General features: G+C 72.3%; 21 protein-coding genes. 7 read left to right on the top strand and 14 right to left on the bottom strand.

Features of this window, described 5'->3' with window-relative positions:
• Positions 1-24: 24 nt before the first annotated feature.
• From AB0924_RS19140 to AB0924_RS19160, 5 genes are all read right to left on the bottom strand, one after another.
• Positions 25-1602 (bottom strand): ABC transporter substrate-binding protein, encoded by a 1578-nt coding sequence (locus tag AB0924_RS19140; RefSeq protein WP_358929930.1) that lies wholly within the window; start codon positions 1600-1602, stop codon positions 25-27.
• Positions 1603-1802: 200 nt separating this feature from the next.
• Positions 1803-2564: an SDR family oxidoreductase gene (locus AB0924_RS19145; RefSeq protein ID WP_358929928.1), complete on the bottom strand. Its 762-nt coding sequence runs from the start codon at positions 2562-2564 to the stop codon at positions 1803-1805.
• A gap of 21 nt (positions 2565-2585) precedes the next feature.
• Positions 2586-3347 carry a 3-oxoacyl-ACP reductase FabG gene (gene fabG / locus AB0924_RS19150; protein ID WP_358929926.1) on the bottom strand — a complete coding sequence of 254 codons (762 nt, stop codon included), beginning with the start codon at positions 3345-3347 and terminating at the stop codon, positions 2586-2588.
• Between the two features lie 149 nt (positions 3348-3496).
• Positions 3497-3946 (bottom strand): DUF3037 domain-containing protein, encoded by a 450-nt coding sequence (locus AB0924_RS19155; protein ID WP_358929924.1) that lies wholly within the window; start codon positions 3944-3946, stop codon positions 3497-3499.
• Positions 3943-4707, bottom strand: coding sequence for a HipA family kinase (locus tag AB0924_RS19160; RefSeq protein ID WP_358929922.1), 765 nt, complete (start codon positions 4705-4707; stop codon positions 3943-3945). Before AB0924_RS19160 ends, AB0924_RS19155 begins: the two co-directional genes overlap by 4 nt.
• A 208-nt stretch (positions 4708-4915) precedes the next feature.
• Here AB0924_RS19160 and AB0924_RS19165 point away from each other — a divergent pair, with 208 nt between their 5' ends.
• Together AB0924_RS19165 and AB0924_RS19170 are read left to right on the top strand one after the other, a co-directional pair.
• Positions 4916-5419 (top strand): Rieske (2Fe-2S) protein, encoded by a 504-nt coding sequence (locus AB0924_RS19165; protein WP_358929919.1) that lies wholly within the window; start codon positions 4916-4918, stop codon positions 5417-5419.
• A 113-nt stretch (positions 5420-5532) separates the two neighbouring features.
• Positions 5533-6006, top strand: a complete 474-nt coding sequence (locus tag AB0924_RS19170) for a pyridoxamine 5'-phosphate oxidase family protein (protein ID WP_358929917.1) — start codon at positions 5533-5535, stop codon at positions 6004-6006.
• A gap of 78 nt (positions 6007-6084) precedes the next feature.
• Here AB0924_RS19170 and AB0924_RS19175 read toward each other — a convergent pair whose 3' ends face one another.
• Positions 6085-6993 carry a LysR family transcriptional regulator gene (locus AB0924_RS19175; protein WP_358929915.1) on the bottom strand — a complete coding sequence of 303 codons (909 nt, stop codon included), beginning with the start codon at positions 6991-6993 and terminating at the stop codon, positions 6085-6087.
• A 74-nt stretch (positions 6994-7067) separates the two neighbouring features.
• Between AB0924_RS19175 and AB0924_RS19180 the strand changes: the two genes are divergently transcribed.
• Positions 7068-8000 (top strand): DMT family transporter, encoded by a 933-nt coding sequence (locus AB0924_RS19180; protein ID WP_358929913.1) that lies wholly within the window; start codon positions 7068-7070, stop codon positions 7998-8000.
• Positions 8001-8029: 29 nt separating this feature from the next.
• Here the strand turns inward: AB0924_RS19180 and AB0924_RS19185 are convergent, their stop codons facing one another.
• On the bottom strand, positions 8030-9361 hold the full coding sequence (locus AB0924_RS19185; RefSeq protein WP_358929911.1) for an aminotransferase class I/II-fold pyridoxal phosphate-dependent enzyme: 1332 nt from the start codon (positions 9359-9361) through the stop codon (positions 8030-8032).
• A 35-nt stretch (positions 9362-9396) separates the two neighbouring features.
• Here AB0924_RS19185 and AB0924_RS19190 point away from each other — a divergent pair, with 35 nt between their 5' ends.
• Positions 9397-10077, top strand: a complete 681-nt coding sequence (locus tag AB0924_RS19190) for a pyridoxamine 5'-phosphate oxidase family protein (RefSeq protein WP_358929909.1) — start codon at positions 9397-9399, stop codon at positions 10075-10077.
• 1 nt (position 10078) lies between these two features.
• Here AB0924_RS19190 and AB0924_RS19195 read toward each other — a convergent pair whose 3' ends face one another.
• The 4 genes from AB0924_RS19195 to AB0924_RS19210 all read right to left on the bottom strand — a co-directional run bounded on the left by AB0924_RS19195 (position 10079) and on the right by AB0924_RS19210 (position 13692).
• The gene (locus AB0924_RS19195) at positions 10079-11029 is read right to left on the bottom strand and encodes an EamA family transporter (RefSeq protein WP_358929907.1); all 951 of its coding nucleotides are present in this window, start codon (positions 11027-11029) and stop codon (positions 10079-10081) included.
• Between the two features lie 191 nt (positions 11030-11220).
• Positions 11221-12228, bottom strand: coding sequence for an EamA family transporter (locus AB0924_RS19200; RefSeq protein ID WP_358929905.1), 1008 nt, complete (start codon positions 12226-12228; stop codon positions 11221-11223).
• Between the two features lie 63 nt (positions 12229-12291).
• Positions 12292-12873, bottom strand: coding sequence for a Clp protease N-terminal domain-containing protein (locus tag AB0924_RS19205; RefSeq protein ID WP_358929903.1), 582 nt, complete (start codon positions 12871-12873; stop codon positions 12292-12294).
• A gap of 183 nt (positions 12874-13056) precedes the next feature.
• A complete protein-coding gene (locus tag AB0924_RS19210) occupies positions 13057-13692 on the bottom strand; it encodes a PadR family transcriptional regulator (RefSeq protein ID WP_366911998.1) in 636 nt (211 codons plus the stop codon).
• A gap of 220 nt (positions 13693-13912) precedes the next feature.
• Between AB0924_RS19210 and AB0924_RS19215 the strand changes: the two genes are divergently transcribed.
• Positions 13913-14725: a PhzF family phenazine biosynthesis protein gene (locus AB0924_RS19215; protein ID WP_358929899.1), complete on the top strand. Its 813-nt coding sequence runs from the start codon at positions 13913-13915 to the stop codon at positions 14723-14725.
• 24 nt (positions 14726-14749) lie between these two features.
• Here the strand turns inward: AB0924_RS19215 and AB0924_RS19220 are convergent, their stop codons facing one another.
• Positions 14750-15544, bottom strand: a complete 795-nt coding sequence (locus tag AB0924_RS19220; RefSeq protein WP_358929896.1) for a type II CAAX endopeptidase family protein — start codon at positions 15542-15544, stop codon at positions 14750-14752.
• 111 nt (positions 15545-15655) lie between these two features.
• Positions 15656-17173, bottom strand: coding sequence for a glutamate--cysteine ligase (locus tag AB0924_RS19225; RefSeq protein ID WP_358929894.1), 1518 nt, complete (start codon positions 17171-17173; stop codon positions 15656-15658).
• 560 nt (positions 17174-17733) lie between these two features.
• Here AB0924_RS19225 and AB0924_RS19230 point away from each other — a divergent pair.
• Positions 17734-18321, top strand: a complete 588-nt coding sequence (locus tag AB0924_RS19230) for a hypothetical protein (protein ID WP_358929892.1) — start codon at positions 17734-17736, stop codon at positions 18319-18321.
• A gap of 328 nt (positions 18322-18649) precedes the next feature.
• Entirely contained in the window at positions 18650-18856 is a 207-nt protein-coding gene (locus AB0924_RS19235; RefSeq protein WP_094214367.1) for a DUF5999 family protein, read from the top strand.
• Positions 18857-18959: 103 nt separating this feature from the next.
• Here AB0924_RS19235 and AB0924_RS19240 read toward each other — a convergent pair whose 3' ends face one another.
• Positions 18960-20018 (bottom strand): endo-1,4-beta-xylanase, encoded by a 1059-nt coding sequence (locus tag AB0924_RS19240; RefSeq protein WP_358929890.1) that lies wholly within the window; start codon positions 20016-20018, stop codon positions 18960-18962.
• Between the last annotated feature and the right edge of the window lie 26 nt (positions 20019-20044).

Below are 20044 nucleotides of genomic sequence, written 5' to 3' on the forward strand. Positions count from 1 at the left end.
TGACAGCCGGCGGCGGGAGGACCGTCACCAGCTCGTCTTGCGGTGCAGCTCCCACATCATCATGATCGTCGACGGGTCGAGGGCGCGCTCGCCGCCCGAGATGTCGTCGCTCGCCGCGACGTACTGCCGGCCCTGCCACAGCGGGATCAGCCGGGCGTCGTTCACCATGAGCTGCTGGGCGGCCTCCAGGTCCTTGACCACCTTGCCGCGGTCGCTCTCGGCGCGCGAGCGGGGCAGCAGCACATTGGTGATCTGCTTGGACGGGTAGGGCGTCCCCAGGGCGTTGTGCTCGCCGACGAACGGGGCGATGAAGTTGTCCGCGTCGGGGAAGTCCGGGAACCAGCCGCGGCCGAACACCGGGTACTCGCCCTTCTGGTAGCCGACCACATAGGTCTTCCAGGGGCGGCTCTTGAGGGTGACGCTGAACAGCCCGGAGGCGTCGAGCTGCCGCTTCAGCTCCTGGAACATCACGGCCGTCTCGGAGCCGTAGCGGTCGGTGGTGTACCAGAGGGTGAGCGGGACGCGCTGGGTGATGCCCGCGTCGGTGAGGATCCTGCGCGCCTTGGACACGCTCGGGTCGCCGAAGTCGTCGAAGTAGCTGGTGGCGTGGCCGGTCAGGCCCGCCGGGACCATCGAGTACAGCGGGACGACGGTGTCCTTGTAGACCTTGTGCGCGATCGCGCCCCGGTCGACGACCTGGGCGACGGCCTTGCGCACGGCGGGCTGCTTGGTCCACGAGTCCTTGGGGTTGAACACCAGGTAGCTGATGTCCGTGCCGGTGCCGTCCACCAGTTGCAGGTCGGTGGTGCCGGCCCGCTGCAGGGTGAGGATGTCGTCGGCGGCGAGGCCTCGGTAGGTGACGTCGATCTGCTTGTCGCGCAGCGCCTTCACCATGGTGGCCGAGTCCTGGTAGTACCGGATGGTCACCGCGCTGTTCTGCCGCTTGGCGAAGCCCTGGTAGTGGTCGTTGCGCGCCAGGACGGCCTGCTTGCCCTCCTCGTAGGACTGCAGCGTGTACGGCCCGGAGCCGAAGACCTTGTTGTCCTTGCGCAGCGAGCTCGCCGGGTAGTCGTCGGGGTCGACGATGGACATGGCCGGGGTGGCGAGCACGAACGGGAAGGTGGCGTCGGACTGGTTGAGGTGGAAGACCACCTCGTTGTCGCCGACGGCCTCCACGCTGTCCAGGCTGCCGAGCAGTCCGGCGGGGCCGCCAGGGGCGTCGATGGTGCGGATGCGGTTGATGGAGTGCTGGACGGCCTCGGCGTTCAGCGGGTCGCCGTCGGCGAACTTCATGTCCGGGCGCAGCTTGCAGCGGTAGGTGCGGCTGTCGGGCCCGGTGAAGGAGCAGCTCTGCGCGGCGTCCGGCTGGGGCGTGGTGGCGCCGTTCGGGTAGGCCAGGAGCGTCTGGTAGATGTTCCGGTAGAGCTCCCAGGAGCCGTCCCAGGCGCCTGCCGGGTCCAGTGTGCTGGGCGCGCTGGTGGTCCCGACGACGATCGGGCCCTTGCCGTCGGGATCCCCGTCCGAGAACAGACCGCAGCCGGCCACCAGGGATATGGACGCGATCGCCGCGACTCTCCGCAGGAATCGGTTCCGGTTGAACACGCGCACGCTCCTCGATCTGCCATACCAAGGGTCGGCAGACCATACCGCAGCGTCCGGCCCCGTGAACCTCCCCTGGAGCGACCTTCTTGATCGATTGCGCGATGACTACGTTGTCAATCCGCTGTGCGCGTTTTGGACGGCGTTTCGGGCGCCGTTCCGCTGGGAAACGGCGCCCGAAAAAGACGGCCGGACGGTACCGGTCAGCCCACGCCGGCGTTGAGGAAGATGCCGCCGTCCACGACGAGCGTCTGACCGGTGACCCAGTCGGACTGCCCGGAGGTGAGGAAGGCCGCGGCCCCGCCGATGTCGGAGGGCACACCGAGCCGGCCGAGCGGGTAGGAGGCGGCCGCCTCGGCCTCGCGGCCCTCGTAGAGCGCCTGGGCGAACTGGGTCTTCACGACGGCCGGGGCGATCGCGTTGACCCGCACGCGGGGCGCGAACTCGTGCGCCAGCTGCTGGGTCAGGTTGATCATCGCGGCCTTGCTGACGCCGTAGGCGCCGATGAACGGCGAGGGCGCGAGACCCGCGACCGAGGCGATGTTGACGATCGCGCCGCCGTTGTCCTTCTGCCAGGCGTGCCAGGTCTTCTGGGCGAAGCCGAGCGCCGAGATCACGTTGGTCTCGAACACCTTGCGGGCGACGTCCAGGTCGAGGTCGGCGATGGGCCCGAAGACGGGGTTGGTGCCGGCGTTGTTGACCAGGAAGTCGACGCGGCCGAAGGCCTCCATGGTCCGCTCGACGGCCTCCGCCTGGTGGCCGAGGTCGTGGGCCTTGCCGGCGACGCCGATGACCCGGTCGGCGCCGAGCCGTTCGACGGCCTCCTTCAGGGCGTCCTCGTTCCGCCCGGTGATGCACACCCGGTCACCGCGGGCGACGAGCGCCTCGGCGATGCCGTAACCGATGCCGCGGCTGGCGCCGGTGACGAGGGCGGTCTTGCCGGAGAGCTCCGGGAGTTCAGTCATGTCCGTGATTCCCCAGACTTCCTAGTCGAGCGGTCCGCCGGCGACGTACAGCACCTGGCCGGAGACGAAGCCGGCCGCCTCGCCGGTGAAGAAGGCGATGGCGTTGGCGATGTCCTCGGGCTCGCCCACGCGCTGGACCGGGATCTGGGTGGCGGCGGCGTTCTTGAAGTCGTCGAAGCCCATGCCGACCCGGTCGGCGGTGGCCTTGGTCATCTCGGTGGCGATGAAGCCGGGGGCGACGGCGTTGGCGGTGATGCCGAACTTGCCCAGCTCGATGGCGAGGGTCTTGGTGAAGCCCTGCAGACCCGCCTTGGCGGCCGAGTAGTTGGCCTGGCCGCGGTTGCCGAGCGCGGAGGACGAGGACAGGTTGACGACCCGGCCGAAGCCCGCGTCGACCATGTGCTTCTGGACCGCCTTGGTCATCAGGAACGAGCCGCGCAGGTGCACGTTCAGGACGGTGTCCCAGTCGGAGACGCTCATCTTGAACAGCAGGTTGTCGCGCAGCACGCCGGCGTTGTTGACCAGGATGGTCGGGGCGCCCAGCTCCTCGACGACCCGGGCGACGGCGGCCTCGACCTGCGCTTCGTCGGAGACGTCCGCGCCGACCGCGATCGCCCGGCCGCCGGCCGCGGTGATCTTCTCGACGGTGTCCTTGCAGGCGGCCTCGTCGAGGTCGATCACGGCGACCGCGCGACCCTCGGCGGCCAGCCGTACGGCGGTGGCCGCGCCGATGCCGCGTGCCGCGCCGGTGACTACCGCGACCCGCTGTTCAGTGGTGGACATTGCTGCTTCTCCTCGCCCTTGAGAGAACCCTGTGCCCGCTCCTGGCGGAGCCGGCAGGTGCGGTGAGCGACCGCTTAGTACCTTCAGCACCCGCGACGCTAGAAGCCCTGGCACCCGGTGTCAACGGGACACCGGGCCGGTGTGATCCATTACCTCACCAGGAGGTCCAGCAGACGCTCGGTCTCGGCCGCCGGATCGGTGGTGAGCCCGGTGTGCACGGGCCCCGGCTGCACGACGGTGGAGCGGGGCGCGATCAGCCAGCGGAAGCGCCGCCCGGCGTCGTCGCGGGCCGCCTGCCCGGCCTCCTCGCCGCCGGCGCAGACCCGTTCGACGGCCCCGAGCGCGGCCCGCACTCCCGCCACGTCCGCCCCGGGGTCCAGGGCGAGCAGCCGGGCCTCGTCCAGGTGGGTAAGGGCGCCGACATAGGCCTGGGCGCGGCAGTAGACCACCACGCCGGCGTTGACGCACTCGCCACGCTCGACGCGCGGGACGACCCGCAGCAGGGCGTACTCGAACACGTCCCGGTCACCGCCCTGGCCCGCCCGGGTGATGTGGCGCTCGGTCACATGGCCGGCCATGTGGATGTGACGCTCGCTCACTTGCCCTCCTCGATGCCGGTGATGCGCTCGGCGATGACGGCCGCCCGGGCGAGCAGCGGGCGCGCGTAGGCGTCCCTGAGTTCGTCCGGGGTGCCGAAGCCCGGCTCGTCGGCCAGCCATGCGTCGGGGATCTCGGCGGTGACCTCGGCGAGGAGGTCCCCGGTGACCCTGGGTGCCAGTTCGGCCGCGGCGGCCGTGACGTCCGGCGCGAAGCGGGCGAGGGCGTGGTCGGCGGCGTCGTACGGACGGGCCGCGGAGGCCTCGACGGAGGGCCAGTTGTGGTGCCAGATCATCGTGGCGCCGTGGTCGATGAGCCACAGTTCGCCGCGGTGCATCAGCAGGTTGGGGTTGCGCCAGGACCGGTCGACGTTGTTGATCAGCGCGTCGAACCAGACGATCCGCCCGGCCTCGGCGGGGCTCACCGGGAAGGCGAGCGGGTCGTAACCGAGGGCGCCGGAGAGGAAGTCCATGCCGAGGTTGGTGCCGCCGCTGGACCTGAGCAGGTCCTGCACCTGCTGCTCGGGCTCGCCCAGGCCCAGTACGGGGTCCAGCCGGACCGTCACCAGCCGGGGCATCCGGAACCCGAGCCGGCGGGCGAGTTCACCGCACACCACCTCGGCGACCAGGGTCTTGCGGCCCTGTCCGGCACCGGTGAACTTCATGACGTACGTACCGAAGTCGTCGGCCTCGACGAGTCCCGGCAGCGAGCCGCCCTCACGCAAAGGGGTGATGTAGCGGGTGGCGGTGACTTCCTTGAGCATCGCCCCAGGCTACTGGGGCGGGGGCTGGTCCGGCCGGCTGGCGGGCGGCCGGTGCGCGGCGGTGTTCCCGGTATCCGGCCGGCGGCCGTGATTTCATGCCCGCCAGACCTCCGGAGGGCAAGGATCCGGTCGCCCTTCTGAACAGGCGGCGGCCGGGGACCGTACCCCTGGACGGATCACGAGACGCTCCGCGGAAGGGAACCACGTCATGACCAGCGCATCGTTCAAGCCCGAAACGGGACCGGCCCGCCGTACCGTCGTGGCGGCGGCCGGAGCGGCCGGGCTCGCCGCCGCGCTGACCGCCTGCGGTTCGGGCGACGACTCCTCGGACACCGTCGACACCGGGTCAGGGACCGCGGGCACGACCGGGTCCACCGGCTCGTCGCAGGACGGGGGTTCCGCGGGCTCCGGCGACTCGGCCGGTGGCACGGCCCTGGCCCGGACCTCGGACATCCCGGAGGGCGGCGGCAAGATCTTCAAGGACCGGGGTGTGGTGGTCACCCAGCCGGCGGCGGGCACCTACAAGGCGTTCTCCGCCAAGTGCACCCACCAGGGCTGCGCCGTGTCCAGCATCTCGGGCGGCGCGATCGTCTGCCCGTGTCACAACAGCCACTTCTCCGTGGAGGACGGCAGCGTGAAGCAGGGACCCGCGACCCAGCCGCTGGCCGCCCGGAAGATCACCGTCTCGGGCGACGAGATCAAGCTGGCCTGAGGCGGGGGCGGACGAGGCAGGCGGACCCGTCCTGTTCCCTTTCCCGGTGCGATCTCGGAGGATCACGCCAGGGGCGGGTTCCGCCGGTTCGACGTGGGAGAAGAGGGGGCCGTATGACCGTGACGCAGCAGCGTCGGGGCCGGAAGATCATGATGACGCCCGGGGAGCTGGACGACTTCCTGACCAGCCGGCGCACCTGCCGGGTCGCGACCGTCTCGGCGGACGGCGCGCCGCACGTCAGCGCGCTGTGGTTCGCCTGGGACGGCACCTCGCTGTGGCTGTACTCCGTGGTGCGCAGCCGGCGCTGGGCGCAGTTGTGCCGCGATCCCCGGGTGGCGGTCGTGGTCGACTCGGGCGAGGAGTACGACCAGTTGCGCGGGGCCGAGCTGTCCGGACGGGTGGAGTTCGTGGGCGAGGTGCCCCGGACCGGGGAACTGCGCGCCGAACTCGACACACCGGAAACGGTGTTCGCGCGCAAGTACTTCGGCCTGGACGAGATGCCGCACGACGGCCGGCACGCCTGGGCCCGGCTGACCCCGGACAAGATCGTCTCCTGGGACTTCCGCAAGCTCGGCGCGGTCCGGTGAGGTCCGGAACCCGGCGGGACATGCGGGGGTTGGGACGGGCCTAGGGTCTTTCGTCCGGCCTGATCCGAACGAGAGGCCCTAGACCTCGCTCACCCGCGCGGCCGCCGCCCGCAGCGCCTCGACCGCGGCGCGGATCGAGGGGCGGCGGTCGGCGTCCGCGCGCCAGACGACGTAGACGTGCCGCCGCACCCGCTGACTGAGCGGGATCATGACGATGCCCGGCGGCACCGGGTGCCGGCCCAGCAGCGGCGCGATGCACACGCCGAGCCCGGCGGCGACCAGCCCGAGCTGGGTGTGGGTCTCGCCGGCCCGGTGCCCGACGATCGGCTCGATGCCCTTGGAGCGCAGGGTGAACATCAGCCACTCGTGACAGAACTCGCCCTCGCCCCAGGTGATCCACTCGTCCTCCGCGAACTCGGCGAGGTCCACCTCGTCCCGGTCCGCGAGCGGATGTCCGGCCGGCATGGCGACATCGGCCGGATCGTCCAGCAGAGGCGCCTTGACCAGGCCGTCGGGCACGGGCATCGGCTTGTTGTACCAGTCGAGGACCACGGCCAGGTCGAGGTCGCCGCGCACGACGGCGGCGATGCCGTGCTCCGGCTCCAGTTCGCTGGAGCGCACCCTCAGGCCCGGGTGCCGGCCGCGCAGGTCGGCGAGCGCGGCGGGGAACAGGCCGCGGGCCGCGGTGGGGAACGCCGAGACACGCAGCTCGCCGGCGACCTGGCCGCGGTGCGCCTCGAGATCGGCCTGGGCGAGTTCGACCTGCGACAGGATGCGGGCCGCGTGCTCCGACAGCAGCCGCCCGGCGTCCGTGAGGCGGACACCCCGGCCGTTCTTCGCCAGCAGCCGCTGCCCGGCCTCCCGCTCCAGCTTGCCGAGCTGCTGGGAGACCGCGGACGTCGTGACGTGCAGGGCGTCGGCTGCGGCGCTGACCGAACCGTGCCGGGCGAGGGCGTCCAGGGTGCGCAGGCGCTCCAGGTTCAACATGTAAGGGATTCTAAGAGGTATCCGGTGAAAATTCTCGATTGTGCTACGTGGTTGCGTACCGCATCGTTGACGTCATGAGCACGGTCACCTCACCGCGGACGCAGTCCCCCGAAACGCCCGCCCCGCCCCGCGCCCGCCTCGACTGGCGGCTGCGCTTCGGCGCCCTCTCGCTGATCTGGGGCTTCAGCTTCCTGCTCATCAAGGTGGGCACGGACGGCTACGCACCGTTCCAGGTCACCCTCGGCCGGCTGGTCTTCGGTACGGCGGTGCTGGCTGCGGCGATGGCCGTGAAGCGGGAGCGGCTGCCGCGCGGGGCCCGGCTGTGGGGTCACATGGCGGTCGCCGCGTTCTTCCTGAACGCCCTGCCGTTCTCCCTCTTCGCGTACTCGGAGCTGACCATCCCCTCCACGCTGGCCGGCATCTGCAACGCCACCTCGCCGCTGTGGGGCATGGCCCTGTCGATGGTCGCGCTCTCCGAGGACCGGCCCACCCGGGTGCGCGTCGCGGGGCTCGGCCTCGGCTTCCTCGGTGTACTGACGGTGCTGGGCGCCTGGCAGGGCTTCCACGGGCTGGACGCGACGGGCACGGCGATGGCGCTGCTCGCCTCGCTGAGCTACCCGATCGGCTGGATCTACGTCCGCCGCACCCTGGCCGGGACCGGCACCTCGCATCTGTCCATGACAGGGGCCCAGCTCCTGCTGGCGACGGTGCAACTGGCCGTCGTGACCCCGCTGTTCACCCCGTTCCCGGACCACTTCCCGGTCGTCCCGCTGCTGGCCGTGGCCGCGCTGGGCGCTCTGGGCACGGGGCTGGCGGTGCTCATCCAGTACGGCCTCGTCGCCGAGGTCGGGCCCACCACGGCGCAGATGGTCACGTACTTCATCCCGGTCATCGCCACGGCGGCGGGCGTCGCGATCCTCGGGGAGTCGCTGCGCTGGACCACTCCGGTCGGCGCGGTGGTCGTGCTCGCCGGGGCCGCGCTCACCCAGGTCAGGCCCAGGGCCTGAGCCGCCGCCACCTGGCCCCGGCGCGGTCCTCAGCCGTAGGAGCGGGCCGGGGAAGGGCGTACCGCCGCCGCGACCGCCTCCGCCAGCGGGACGATGTCACGCGGGGCGAGGGCCGAGACCGTGACGCGGATGCCCGGCGGTGAGCCCAGCCGGAACCGCGCGCCCGGGGCGACCGCCCAGCCCGCGTGCAGCAGACGGGCCACCACGCCCGTCTCGTCGGGCACCGGCACCCAGACGTTCATGCCGCTGCGGCCGTGTGCCGCCACGCCGCGCGCGGCCAGCGCCTCGACGAGGGCCTCCCGGCGGGCGCCGTACGAGGCCGCCACCTCGCGGGGGTCCACCGCGCCGCCGCGCCACAGTTCGACCACGGCCCGCTGCACGAGCAGGCTCACCCATCCGGGGCCCAGCCGCTGCCGCCCGCGCACCCGGTCGACGGTGCCGGCGTCCCCGGTGAACACCGCGAGGCGCAGGTCCGGCCCCCAGGCCTTCGCGACGGAGCGGACGAAGGCCCAGTGGCGGGTGACACCGGCCAGCGGACGCAGCGGCACATCCACGATGCCGTGACCGTGGTCGTCCTCGATCAGCAAGGTCGCGGGGTGGTCCCGGAGGACCGAGCGCAGCGCACGCGCGCGCGTGGCGGTCAGCGCGGCGCCGGTCGGGTTCTGCGCCCGATCGGTGACGATCAGCGCCCGCGCCCCGGACTCCAGCGCGCCGCGGACGTCGCCGGGAAGCGGCCCCTCGTCGTCGACGCCGACGGGGACCGTCCGCAGGCCGAGTGCCGGGACCAGGTCCAGCACGCTGCCCCAGCCGGGGTCCTCCACCGCCACCCGGTCGCCGGGCTTGAGGTGGGCCGCGAGCACTCGTTCTATGACGTCCAGGGAACCGGAGGCCACGGCCACGGGGCCGTCCGGCACCCCGTCGGCGTCCAGAGCGGCGCGGGCCAGCCGGGCCAGCTCCGGCTCCACCGGATCGTGCCCGTAGAGCACCGGCTCCCGGTCGCCGTGCGCGGCGGCCGCCGCGAAAGCATCCGCAAGGCGGGGCAGCAGCGCGGGGTCCGGGTTGCCGTCGGCCGCGTCCCGCACGCCCGCCGGCACCTCCACCCGGATCTGCTCGCGTCCCGTCGTGGCCGGCTTGGGGCGTACCCGGCTGCCGCGCCGACCCGCGGTCTCGATCACTCCGCGTTCACGCAGGGTGCGGTAGGCGGCCGCGACCGTGTTCGGGTTCACCCCGAGCCGGGTCGCCAAGTCCCGCATGGGCGGCAGATGCTGGCCGGGCTCCAGCTCCCCGGCGCCGACCGCCCGCTCCACACTGGCCGCGATCTCCGCTGCGCCCCGGCCCTGGATCCGATACTCTCCTAGCACAAAGTCAATTATGCACTAGTGCAATGGAGACCGCCATGCAGGGGACCCGGGAAGCCTCGTCGCCGTCCGCCGCTTACACGCCTACCGACCGCACCGTGCCCACGCGTTCCGCGAACCGGGCGTCGTACGACCGGGACGTGGTGCACGCGATACTCGACGAGGGTTACGTCTGCCACCTCGGCTTCGTCCGCGACGGCGCGCCGGTGGTGCTGCCGACCCTGTACGGCCGGGTCGGAGAGCGGCTGTACGTCCACGGGTCCACCGGTTCGCGCCCGCTGCGGATGACCGGCGAGGCGGATCCTGGCCTCGAGGTGTGCCTGACGGTCACCCACGTCGACGGGCTGGTGCTGGCCCGCTCCGCCTTCCACCACTCGATGAACTACCGCTCGGTGGTGGTGCACGGCACCGCCCACGAGGTCACCGACCCCGAGGAGCGGCGGCTGGCCCTGGACGCGCTGGTGGACCAGGTCGTACCGGGCCGGGCCGCCGACTCCCGGCCCGCGAACAAGAAGGAGCTGGCCGCCACCGCGGTCATCCGCCTCGACCTCGACCAGGTCTCCGCGAAGATCCGCACCGGCGGGGCCAACGACGAGCCGGAGGACCTGGCCCTGCCGCACTGGGCCGGGGTCGTGCCGCTCCGCAAGGGCTACGAGGCCCCCGTCCCCAACCCGGACCTGGCCCCCGGCATCGGGCTCCCGGACTATCTGACGCCGTGAGCTAGGAGGTCAGGGGAACGGGCTCGCGGCGACCGGCCTGGCGGGCCTCGCCCAGTGCCAGGCCCGCGACGGCGCCGAGCATCAGCAGCGTGCCGGCCAGGGTGGCCGCCGTGAGGTGCTCGCCGAGCAGCGCCACGGCGAGCACGGCCGCCGTCACCGGCTCCAGCAGCATGATCACGGAGACGGTGGCGGACCGGACGACGGCGGCGCCCGCGAAGTACAGGGCGTAGGCGAGGGCGGTGGGCACGGACGCGATGTACGCGATCAGGACGAGCAGCCGCACCGGGTGTCCGGTGTGCGGGAACAGCCCCTCGCCCAGGGCGAACGGCAGCAGGCACAGGGTGGTGACGGCGAAGGCGCCGATGGTGGTGCCGGAGGCGTCGGCGGCGCCGTCGCGCCCCCAGCGGCGGGTCAGCAGTGTCATGCCGCTGTAGCCCGCCGCCGACGCCAGCGCGTACAGCACACCGAGCGGCCGGACGGTCGCGGCGGAGCCGCCGAGGGTGAGCACGGCCAGCCCGGTGAGCGCTCCGGCGACGGCGAGGGCGCCGCCCGCGCCGAGGCGCTCCCCCAGGGTGAGCCGGGCGCCCAGCGCGATCAGCACGGGGCCCGCGCCCAGGGTGACCACCGTGGCCACGGCGAGCCCGGTCGACCCCACGGCGGCGAAGTAGGCGGTCTGGAACACGGCAAGACCGATGCCGGTGGCGGCGGCCTTAGCGGCCCTGCGGCGCAGCGGTTCCGGCGCGGCCGCCCGGGTGCGGCCACGCAGCAGCCGGCCGGCCAGCAGCAGTACGAGTCCGACGGCACAGCGCCAGAAGGAGAGGGTGAAGGCACCCATCTCGCTGGTCCGGTAGACCAGCGAGGCGACGGCGCCCGCGGTGCCCCAGGTGGCACCGGTGACGATCAGATAGAGCAGGCCACGCCCGACGGGCAGGCCCGAGACAGGGTTCGACACGAGAATTCTCTCCGCAGAAGCGCACCGGAGTGCGGAAGTTCGGAAGGCGGCCCGGCTCAGCGGGGCGCGCGGACTTCGTCTGCGGGCAGCACCGTCCCGCCCGGCGCTGCGCGCCGGGCGTTCATCCCGGAGGCCCGCCTCAGGCGGCGGGCGGCGAAAGGACGAGCGCGTCGGACATCATGACCAGCACTCTAGGCAGCCGTGCCGCGTGCCGACAACTCCCGTTCCGCGCCGCCGCCCGCGGCCACCGGCTCCCCCGCGCCCTTGGCGGGCGCGGAGGACTGGGCGATGTACGCGCCGAGGAGGACCACCGCTCCGCCGATGATCTGCGGCGCGGACAGGTGCTCGCCGAGCAGCACCCAGGCCAGCACGGTCGCGATGACCGCTTCGAGGCACGCGACGACCCCCGCGACCTGCGGGGACAGCCGGCGCACGGACAGCACGCCGGTGATGTACGCGACGACCGTGGCGACGAGGACGATCCAGGCCAGCAGGGCGACGGCCGGGACGGTGGTGCCGTCCATCCGCGCGGAGCCGGTCAGCACCGACCAGTCCATCGTCCACGGGCGGGCCACGGCGGTCAGCACGAGGGCGCCGACGAGCAGGCCGTAGGCGATGACGCCGAGCGGGTCCGGCGCCTGGCCGCCCGCCTCGCTGCCCTGGTCGGACAGGACAAAGTAGCCGACCTGGCAGCAGGCGGCGCCGAGAGCGAGCAGCAGGCCGAACGCGTCGAAGCTCAGCCCGGACCACACCTCGACCACGCAGGCGAGACCGCCGGCCGCGAGGACCACACCGAGTGCGGCGGCGCGGGTCACCGGCCGCCGCTGCACAAACCGGACCCAGCCGAGCACGAGGGCGGGGGCCAGGTACTCGACGAGCAGCGCCACGCCGACCGGGATGCGGGAGAGCGCGGCGAAGTAGCAGGCCTGGACGCCGGCCACGGCCAGCAGCCCGAACCCGGCGAGCAGCGCGGGGCGGCGGAGCGGCAGCGTGCGGTGCCGCACGGCGAGCGGCAGCATGACCACGGCGGCGCCCGCCACCCGTAGCCACACCACGTGGAGCGGGTCGAGCCCCGCCTCGATCAGCGGCTTCGCCGCGACTCCGGACCCGCCGAAGGCCAGCGCGGACAGGAGCGCGAGACCCAGCCCGACGCCCTTGCCGTGGCTGCCCCGGCTGCTTGCAGATATAGGCACCGGCACATGATGACAGGCGTTGACATGAGCGTCACCCCCGTTGACACCTGTCTCAGGGGGTGGACGGTGTCACGGCCCGGCGTCCGCCACCCGGCCGTCGAGCCGGGCGCTCAGTTCGCGGGTCCGGACGCCGGCACGCTCGAGGACCTCGACCGCCCGGGACCGCGGGTCCCCGACGAGCCCGGCGAGCAGGTCGGTGCCGCCGGTCCGGGCCGCTCCGCGCCGCCGTGCGCGCCGTCGGGCCTCCTCGACGGCGACGGCCGCGACGGGCGACCAGTGACCGGTGTCGCGGTGCGCGCCGCCGCCCGCCCGCTCACCGCCCCGGGGGGCGGGACCGGGCACGACGGCGAGCGCGCCGGAGCCCTCCACGGCGTTCTGCCAGCGCAGCCCGTAGCCGATGCTGCGCTGCACGAGGTAGCCGAGCAGCCGGGCGAGCCGCGGGGCCCCGCCGACGGCGGCCCGGACCTCGGGGTCGTGCTCCAGGAGCGAGTGCAGCAGATGGGCGGTGTCGATCTGACGGTCCCCGTCGCGCACCGCCCGACGGCGGGCACCCGCGACCACCGCCGCCAGCTCGGCACCGAGCCCGGCATCGTCGTCCGTGTGCGGGACTCCCTGCTCGGGGATGCTCCAGCGGGCTGTACGGGGATGCACACCGCCACCTCATCAGTCCCGGGCGGCCCGGTCATCCGCGAGGGGAACCATCTTCGCGTCCCGCACGGAGTGGACATCCCCCGCCGGGATCTCATCCTCAGGGAGGAGATCAGGCCGTCAGGGAGGAGATCAGGCCGTCGAAGCCGCGGAGGTTCCGCGGGGCGCCCCGGTGCCGTACGTGACTCAGTCCTCGTCGGCGAGGATGAGGTAGAGCTTCTTCCGGGCGTCGGTGACGACGGCCAGCGCCTTCTCGCGCTGCTCCTTGGTCCCGGTGTTCCACACCTGCCCGAAGGCCTGCATCAGCCCCATGCCGGCCTGCCGGACCTCACCGAGGGCCGCCCAGTCGACCCCGCGCGAGGCCTCTTCCCAGGGAGCCTCCGGGCCGTCCTCGGCGGCCGTGCGGCCGCTGTCGGTCAGGGCGAACAGCTTCTTGCCGCCCTCGCTCTCACTGACGATCAGCCCCTCGTCCTCCAGCAGCTGGAGGGTGGGGTAGACCGAGCCGGGACTGGGCTTCCAGGCGCCGCCGCTGCGCTCGGCGATCTCCTGGATCATCTCGTAGCCGTGCATGGGCCGTTCCTTGAGCAGGGCCAGGATCGAGGCGCGCACATCACCGCGCCGCGCCCGCCCCCTCGGTCCGCCGCGCCCTCGCGGCCCCCACGGTCCCGGTCCGAAGCCGGGCCCGCCGGGTCCCCAGCCGGGGCCACCCGGGCCGAAGGGCCCGAAGGCGGCCCGCCGCCCCTCGAACCCGCCGAACCCGCCCCGGCCGTGCCGGCCCGGGCCGTCCTGACGATGTCCACGCTCGAATCCGTGGCTGCGCATCGTGATCACTCCATTCCATGGTTGATCTGTCACGTTCGCATCCGTTCTTACGCGATGCCTCAACGATATATCGGAACCGATCGGACGACAAGACCCTCCCGCACCCGTCCGAAAAGTGGCGTCCGGCGGGCCCTCCGCCCGCGCCGCCCGGCCGAAATCGGTCCAGGACTCGCGGATTGGCCTTGGTGACCGGGCCTGCCACGGCCCTAGCGTCCGCGCCATGCGCATCCGAATCGTCGACGCCTTCACCGACCGCCCCTTCGCCGGCAACCCGGCCGGCGTCCTGCTCCTGGACGACGTCTTCCCGGACGACGACTGGCTCCAGAACGTCGCCATGGAGGTGAACCACGCCGAGACGGCGTTCGCGCACCGGCTGCCCGCGGGCGGCGAGGCGGACTGGGCGCTGCGCTGGTTCACGCCCGTCGCAGAGGTCGCGATGTGCGGACACGCCACGCTCGCCACCGCGCACGTCCTGCACACCACCGGTGCCCACGAGGGGCCGGTCCGGTTCGCCACCCGCAGCGGTGTCCTCGTCGCCACGCCGGGCCCGGACGGCTGGATCACCATGGACTTCCCGACCGCCCCGCTCACCGCGGTGGAGATCCCGGACGGCGTCGGCAAGGCGCTGGGCGCCGACCCGCTCGCCGCCTACGACACCGGGCCCCACGTGGGCGACCTGCTGGTGGAGCTGGCCGACGAGCGGACGGTGCTCGGCCTCGCCCCCGACCACAAGGCCCTGATGGCGCACTCCACGCGGGGCGTCATCGCCACCGCCCGCGCCGACGACCCGTCCCTCGGCCACGACTTCGTCTCGCGCTGCTTCTTCCCGAACGTCGGCATCGACGAGGACCCGGTCACCGGCAGCGCCCACACCGCGCTGGCCCCGCACTGGTCCGCCCGCCTCGGCAGGGACGATCTCACGGGGCTGCAGGCCTCCCGTCGCTCCGGCCTGGTGCGCACCGGTCTGCGGGGCGACCGCACCCTGCTGACCGGCCGCGCGGTCACCGTCATCGAGGGTGAACTGCTCGCCTGAGCGGCCCGGGCCGGTCAGGCACCCTCAGGCCGTCGGCAGCCAGTCCACCTTGCCCGCGAGCAGGGCGTATCCGACGAAGGCGCCGATGTCGAGCAGGGAGTGGGCGACCACCAGCGGTCCGACCCGGCCCCAGCGGCGGTAGAGCCAGACGAAGACCACACCCATCACCATGTTGCCGATGAAGCCGCCGATGCCCTGGTAGAGGTGGTACGAGCCGCGCAGGACGGCGCTGGCCACCAGCGCGGTCCCCGCCGTCCAGCCGAGCTGCCCCAGCCTGCGCAGCAGATAGCCGACGACGATGACCTCCTCGAGGATCGCGTTCTGCACCGCGGACAGGATGAGCACGGGGAACTTCCACCACACCTCGGGCAGGGCCTCGGGCACCACGGTGAGGTTGAAGCCGAGGCCGCGGGCGGCCAGATAGAAGGCGATCCCGGTGCTGCCGATCACCGCGGCGACGCCGGCGCCCCGGCCGAGGTCGGGCCAGGGGCGGCTGCGGTCGAAGCCCAGCGTGCGCAGGCTCTCGCCCTCGCGCATCAGCAGGTGGGCGACCAGGGCCACGGGCACCAGCGCGGAGGCGATGCCGAAGAGCTGCCAGGCCAGGTCGAGCCAGGGACGCCCCGGTGCGGCCGACGCGTTGAGGGTGGCCGCCTGGTCCTTGAGCCCGCCCGGTTTCGTGACCGACCCGACGAAGCTGATCAGCGCGGACACCCCGCTCGCACCGAGCGAGAGCGCCAGCACGAGCAGTGTCTCGTCCCGGAAGATCCGTCGCGGGAACCGCCCCCGCGAAGGGCCCTCGGCCGCCGGGTCCGCCTCCACGTGCACTCCTGTCGTCGCTCCGGCCGTGCGAGCTCACAGCATGCCGGATCGCCTCGTGGAGCGCTTACCCGGGCCCGTCTCGACGCGGGAGCGGACGGCCGCGCCCTCTCCTCAGCCGAGCAGCACCGGCTCCGGAAGCCCCACCGGCCAGGTGTGCACCGGCTCGCCCGCGTGCATCAGCTCGGCGTAGCGGCGCGTCGTCGCGGCCAGCGCGGCCCCGCGGCCGAGGCCCTGCTCCAGGGCCCGGTGGAAGGTGGCCGACTGCCAGGCCGCCCCGTTCACCCGGCGCCGGCAGCGCTCCTCGATGACGCCCAGGTAGAGGTCGCGGTCAGCGGCCTCCACACCCCACGCGTCGAGCCCGGCGGAGGCGAGCGGCAGCAGTTCGTCCCGGACCAGGGTGACGGCGTCGACCTCGCCCGTACCGCCGTAGCGGCCCCGGCGCGGCCAGACGAAGCGGGCGTCGATACCCTCCCGGCAGGCCGCGTCGAAGTTGGCCTCGGCCGCCTCGAACGGCAGCCGGGTCCACACCGGGCGCGACTCCTCGGCGAGGGCCCGCACCAGGCCGTAGTAGAAGGCCGCGTTGGCGATCACGTCGGTGATGGTCGGCCCGGCCGGCAGCACCCGGTTCTCCACCCGCAGGTGCGGCACGCCGTCCGCGATGTCGTAGACGGGCCGGTTCCAGCGGTACACCGTGCCGTTGTGCAGCACCAGTTCCGCGAGCTTCGGTATGCCCCCGGCGTCGAGGACCTCCAGCGGGTCCTCGTCGTCGCAGATCGGCAGCAGCGCCGGGAAGTAGCGCAGGTTCTCCTCGAACAGGTCGTGGGCGGAGGAGATCCACCGCTCGCCGAACCAGGTGCGCGGCCGTACGCCCTGCGCCTGAAGTTCCGGCGGGCGGGTGTCGGTGGCCTGCAGGAACAGCGGCGGCCTGGACTCGCGCCACAGCTCGCGCCCGAACAGGAACGGCGAGTTGGCACCGACCGCGATCTGTGCCGCGGACGCCACCTGGGCGGCGTTCCACACATCGGCGAAGCGGGCCGGGGTGACCTGGAGGTGGAGCTGCACGGAGGTGCAGGCCGCCTCGGGGGCGATGGACTTCGAGGTGCAGCTCAGGTGCTCCACGCCATCGATGTCGAGCCGGAAGTCCTCACCGCGCGCCGCCACGATCTGGTCGTTGAGCAGCCTGTAGCGGTCCACCTCGGAGAGGTTCGAGGAGACGAGGTCGTCGCGGTCGAGCGTGGGCAGAATGCCGATCATCACGATGCCGGCGTCCACCTCGCCGGCCTTTCGGTCGGCGTACGCCAGCGACGTCCGCAGTTCCTCGGCGAGCCGGTCGAAAACCCGGCCGCCCAGCCGGTGCGGGGCGATGTTCACCTCGAGGTTGAACATCGCGAGTTCCGTTTGGAAATCGCGGCTCGCGATGCGCTCCAGTACCTGCCCGTTCAACATTTTCGGCATGCCGTCGCGGCCGGCGAGATTCAATTCGATCTCGACGCCCATGAGGTTCTTGGCGCGGTCGAACCGCTTCTCGTCCAGCAGCCGCTCGAGTCCTGTCAGGCACTTCTGGAGCTTTTCGCGGTAGCGCTGGCGATCGGACAGGTCGAACTGCCCTGCCACGACCTTCTCCCCCATCTGGGTTTCCCTCCTCGGATGGGCGGGCCGCAGACCGGCCGCCGGGGTCCCGGGTCTGGATGATGCCCAGCGGAAGCGATCGATAACGTCCCGCGCGGGACCGGCGCCCGCTACTCTGTCGCAATGTTCCCGGCGGCACATTCACGGGGCATGCCGCATCACGCACGTTCGTGTGCCCCGATCGCCTCGTGAAAAACGCCGACGACAATCGGCCGACCGCGATGACGGCGTAGAGCGAGGTCAGCGAGGCCTCCCGGGAGCGAAAAGCGGGAGGTATGCATGCGAATCAGCGGCTGAATGACGCCTTGCCGGGTCGGCCGGAATGCGGTAGACGAAACATCGTCTGAACACGCGTCGTATAAACTTCGCGAACAAGGCCTAAGGTTGGTGCCCGCGGTCCCGGTTTCTGTCGTGTTCCTGCCGTCGATTCAGCGGCAGGCCACAGCCGCACCCTCGTTCATCGAACCGGGCCCCACCTCTCAGGCCACCCGTGAGCTGACAGCGCCGTCCGCCCTACCCTCCTCGCGCCGCCGCGCCTGTCGAACGAGAGGCGACCCACCATGCCCCTGCACGCGCCCGCCGCACCCGCGCCCGCACTCCGTTCCGTCCTCACAGCCCTCGGTTCCCCCACCGCGGTCCGCGAGGCCCGAACTCCCTCCCTGCGCGCCGCTCAGGGACCCACGACGCCCGAACTCCCGCTCCCGGTGCACGTGTTGGACCGGATCACCGCCCAGGGCATGTCCGCGACGAGGCCGGCCGGCTGGCGCTTCGTGATCCGCTGCGGCGATCGCGCGGTGGCCGCCGCCGACACCAAGCTGACCCCGGACGGCTGGGCCTTCTCGCACTTCTTCGAGGGCCCCTGGATCGCCTCCACCGAGCGCGCCCTGCAGCAGGCCGAGGCGCTGACGCAGCCGTACCAGCCGCGTCTGCTGTCCGTGCCCGGCCTGTACATGCTCACCCTGTGGCTGCACGGCGACGTCGCCGCCGACGCCGCCGAGGGGCATCCGGCCGCCACCGACCTGCTCGTACCCCTGGCCCCGGCGCCACCCGGTATCCCGGCCCACCGGCCGCACCGCGTCGCCGAGTTGCTTCCGGTGCTGACCCATCGGGCGACTCCCGTACCGCTGCTCGGTTCCATCCCTGCCTGAACGACGCGCGCGTACCCCGTTCCCCGGAAGGGAAGCGGGGTACGACTGTTTTTCCGGAAGCCGCTCGCTCGTACGAGCAATAAACCGCTCCTACGAGCCGGAAAAGGATCTCTGCCGTCCGGACTAGCCCTATCCGGCCCCCCAGAACCACCCGAACTGACAGTGCAGTTGGAATGAACCGTCCGCACGGGTGACGCGTCATGAACCTGTGAGAAGCGGTGCCGTGAAATCCCTGCGGATTGACGCCCGGAGGGCAACACTGGGTTCCGACCGACCTATTCACCACGGGGGGACGGACATGACCACGACAGAGCGAGAGATCCCATCCATGTGCCAGCACCAGCCACCGTGTCCGCAAGCCGAGTCCGCCGACCGGGAGTCCGCCCGCCTCGTGGCGCACCACCCGGAGCAGGGTTGGAGTCTGCTGTGCAACGGCGTCCTGCTCTTCGAGGACACCGGTGAGCTTCTGCCCGACGGCCGCGTCATCGCCCCGCACCGCCCGCTCGGTGCGGACCAGGTGATGACCGCCGCCTAGGCGAGCGTTCCGGGCGGTTCCGCCGCGCCGCCCGGCGACCTGAGGGGCCGGCCGCACACATACGGTGCGCACCGGCCCCGACCCGTGTCCGGGGCCGGCTACGTCAGGTGACCGCCCGTTGCCGCAGCGCTTCCAGCAGCGCGGAGTAGGCGGGCTTGGGGTTCAGCTCCTCGTCCCAGGGCAGGGCCGCGCCCTCACCGGGGAAGAAGGCCGGGATCCAGGAGTACTTGTCGGTGTAGTCCCAGATCGTCACGCCCACACAGCGGCGCACGGCCAGGCACGCCTCGGTCAGGTCCCGGTACCAGGCGGCCTGCTCGGCCAGTTTCCCCTCGGTCGCGGGCAGTTGCATACGTACGTCGACCTCGGTGAGGGCGGTGTCGAGGCCGAGGCGCGAGAAGCGGCGGAGGTTGTCCTCCAGGGTGGCGGGATAGCCGTACTGCAGGGCGAGATGCGCCTGCAGGCCGACGCCGTCGAGCGGCACGCCCCGCGCCTTCAGGTCGGCGGCCAGCCGGTGATAGGCGTCGCTCTTGGGGCCGACGGCCTCGATGTTGTAGTCGTTGAGGTAGAGCCGGGCGTGCGGGTCGGCCTCGTGGGCCCAGCGCAGCGCGTCGGCGATGTAGCCGGGGCCGAGGGTCTTGTACCAGATGGTCTCGCGGTAGCTGCCGTCCTCGTTGAACGCCTCGTTGACGACGTCCCAGGAGTAGACCTTGCCCCGGTAGTGCCGCACCTCCGTGGTGATGTGCTTCCTGAGTACGGCGCGCAGGTCGCCGGCCGTCCACTCCTTCGAGGTCAGCCAGTCGGGAAGCTGGCTGTGCCAGACGAGGGTGTGGGCGCGGACCCGCTGGTGGTGCCGGCGTGCCAGGTTCACGATCCGGTCGCCGTCGGTCCAGTCGAAGACACCCTGCCGCGGCTCGGTGGCGTACCACTTCATCCCGTTGCCCGGGGTGATCATGTCGAACTCGCTGCCGAGGATCTTCGTGTAGGCGCTGTCGGTGAGTTCGGGGTTGTCGGTGGCGCTGCCGAAGTAGCGCCCGTGCCGCTCGGCGAGGCCGGCGAGGGTGGGCTGCCGGTCGTGGGCCTGGGCGGCGGGTCCGGTGGCGAGCCCGGCGGTCACCAGCACAGCCGCGAGGGCACAGGCGAGTCCGAGGCGCGTCTTGGGCATGGTGCGACTCCTGTCTGTGGAGGGGG

It is taken from the genome of Streptomyces sp. NPDC047869 (assembly GCF_040704065.1).
In the GTDB taxonomy this organism is placed as follows: Bacteria; Actinomycetota; Actinomycetes; order Streptomycetales; family Streptomycetaceae; genus Streptomyces.

Bases quoted from the DNA above. Each gene is read 5' to 3' on its own strand.
- AB0924_RS19170 (WP_358929917.1), top strand. From the start codon at position 5,533: ATGACCGTGACGCAGCAGCGTCGGGGCCGGAAGATCATGATGACGCCC.
- AB0924_RS19145 (WP_358929928.1), bottom strand. From the start codon at position 2,564: ATGACTGAACTCCCGGAGCTCTCCGGCAAGACCGCCCTCGTCACCGGC.
- AB0924_RS19215 (WP_358929899.1), top strand. From the start codon at position 13,913: ATGCGCATCCGAATCGTCGACGCCTTCACCGACCGCCCCTTCGCCGGC.
- AB0924_RS19180 (WP_358929913.1), top strand. From the start codon at position 7,068: ATGAGCACGGTCACCTCACCGCGGACGCAGTCCCCCGAAACGCCCGCC.
- AB0924_RS19235 (WP_094214367.1), top strand. From the start codon at position 18,650: ATGTGCCAGCACCAGCCACCGTGTCCGCAAGCCGAGTCCGCCGACCGG.
- fabG (WP_358929926.1), bottom strand. From the start codon at position 3,347: ATGTCCACCACTGAACAGCGGGTCGCGGTAGTCACCGGCGCGGCACGC.
- AB0924_RS19240 (WP_358929890.1), bottom strand. From the start codon at position 20,018: ATGCCCAAGACGCGCCTCGGACTCGCCTGTGCCCTCGCGGCTGTGCTG.
- AB0924_RS19225 (WP_358929894.1), bottom strand. From the start codon at position 17,173: ATGGGGGAGAAGGTCGTGGCAGGGCAGTTCGACCTGTCCGATCGCCAG.
- AB0924_RS19210 (WP_366911998.1), bottom strand. From the start codon at position 13,692: ATGCGCAGCCACGGATTCGAGCGTGGACATCGTCAGGACGGCCCGGGC.
- AB0924_RS19190 (WP_358929909.1), top strand. From the start codon at position 9,397: ATGCAGGGGACCCGGGAAGCCTCGTCGCCGTCCGCCGCTTACACGCCT.
- AB0924_RS19230 (WP_358929892.1), top strand. From the start codon at position 17,734: ATGCCCCTGCACGCGCCCGCCGCACCCGCGCCCGCACTCCGTTCCGTC.
- AB0924_RS19175 (WP_358929915.1), bottom strand. From the start codon at position 6,993: ATGTTGAACCTGGAGCGCCTGCGCACCCTGGACGCCCTCGCCCGGCAC.
- AB0924_RS19160 (WP_358929922.1), bottom strand. From the start codon at position 4,707: ATGCTCAAGGAAGTCACCGCCACCCGCTACATCACCCCTTTGCGTGAG.
- AB0924_RS19165 (WP_358929919.1), top strand. From the start codon at position 4,916: ATGACCAGCGCATCGTTCAAGCCCGAAACGGGACCGGCCCGCCGTACC.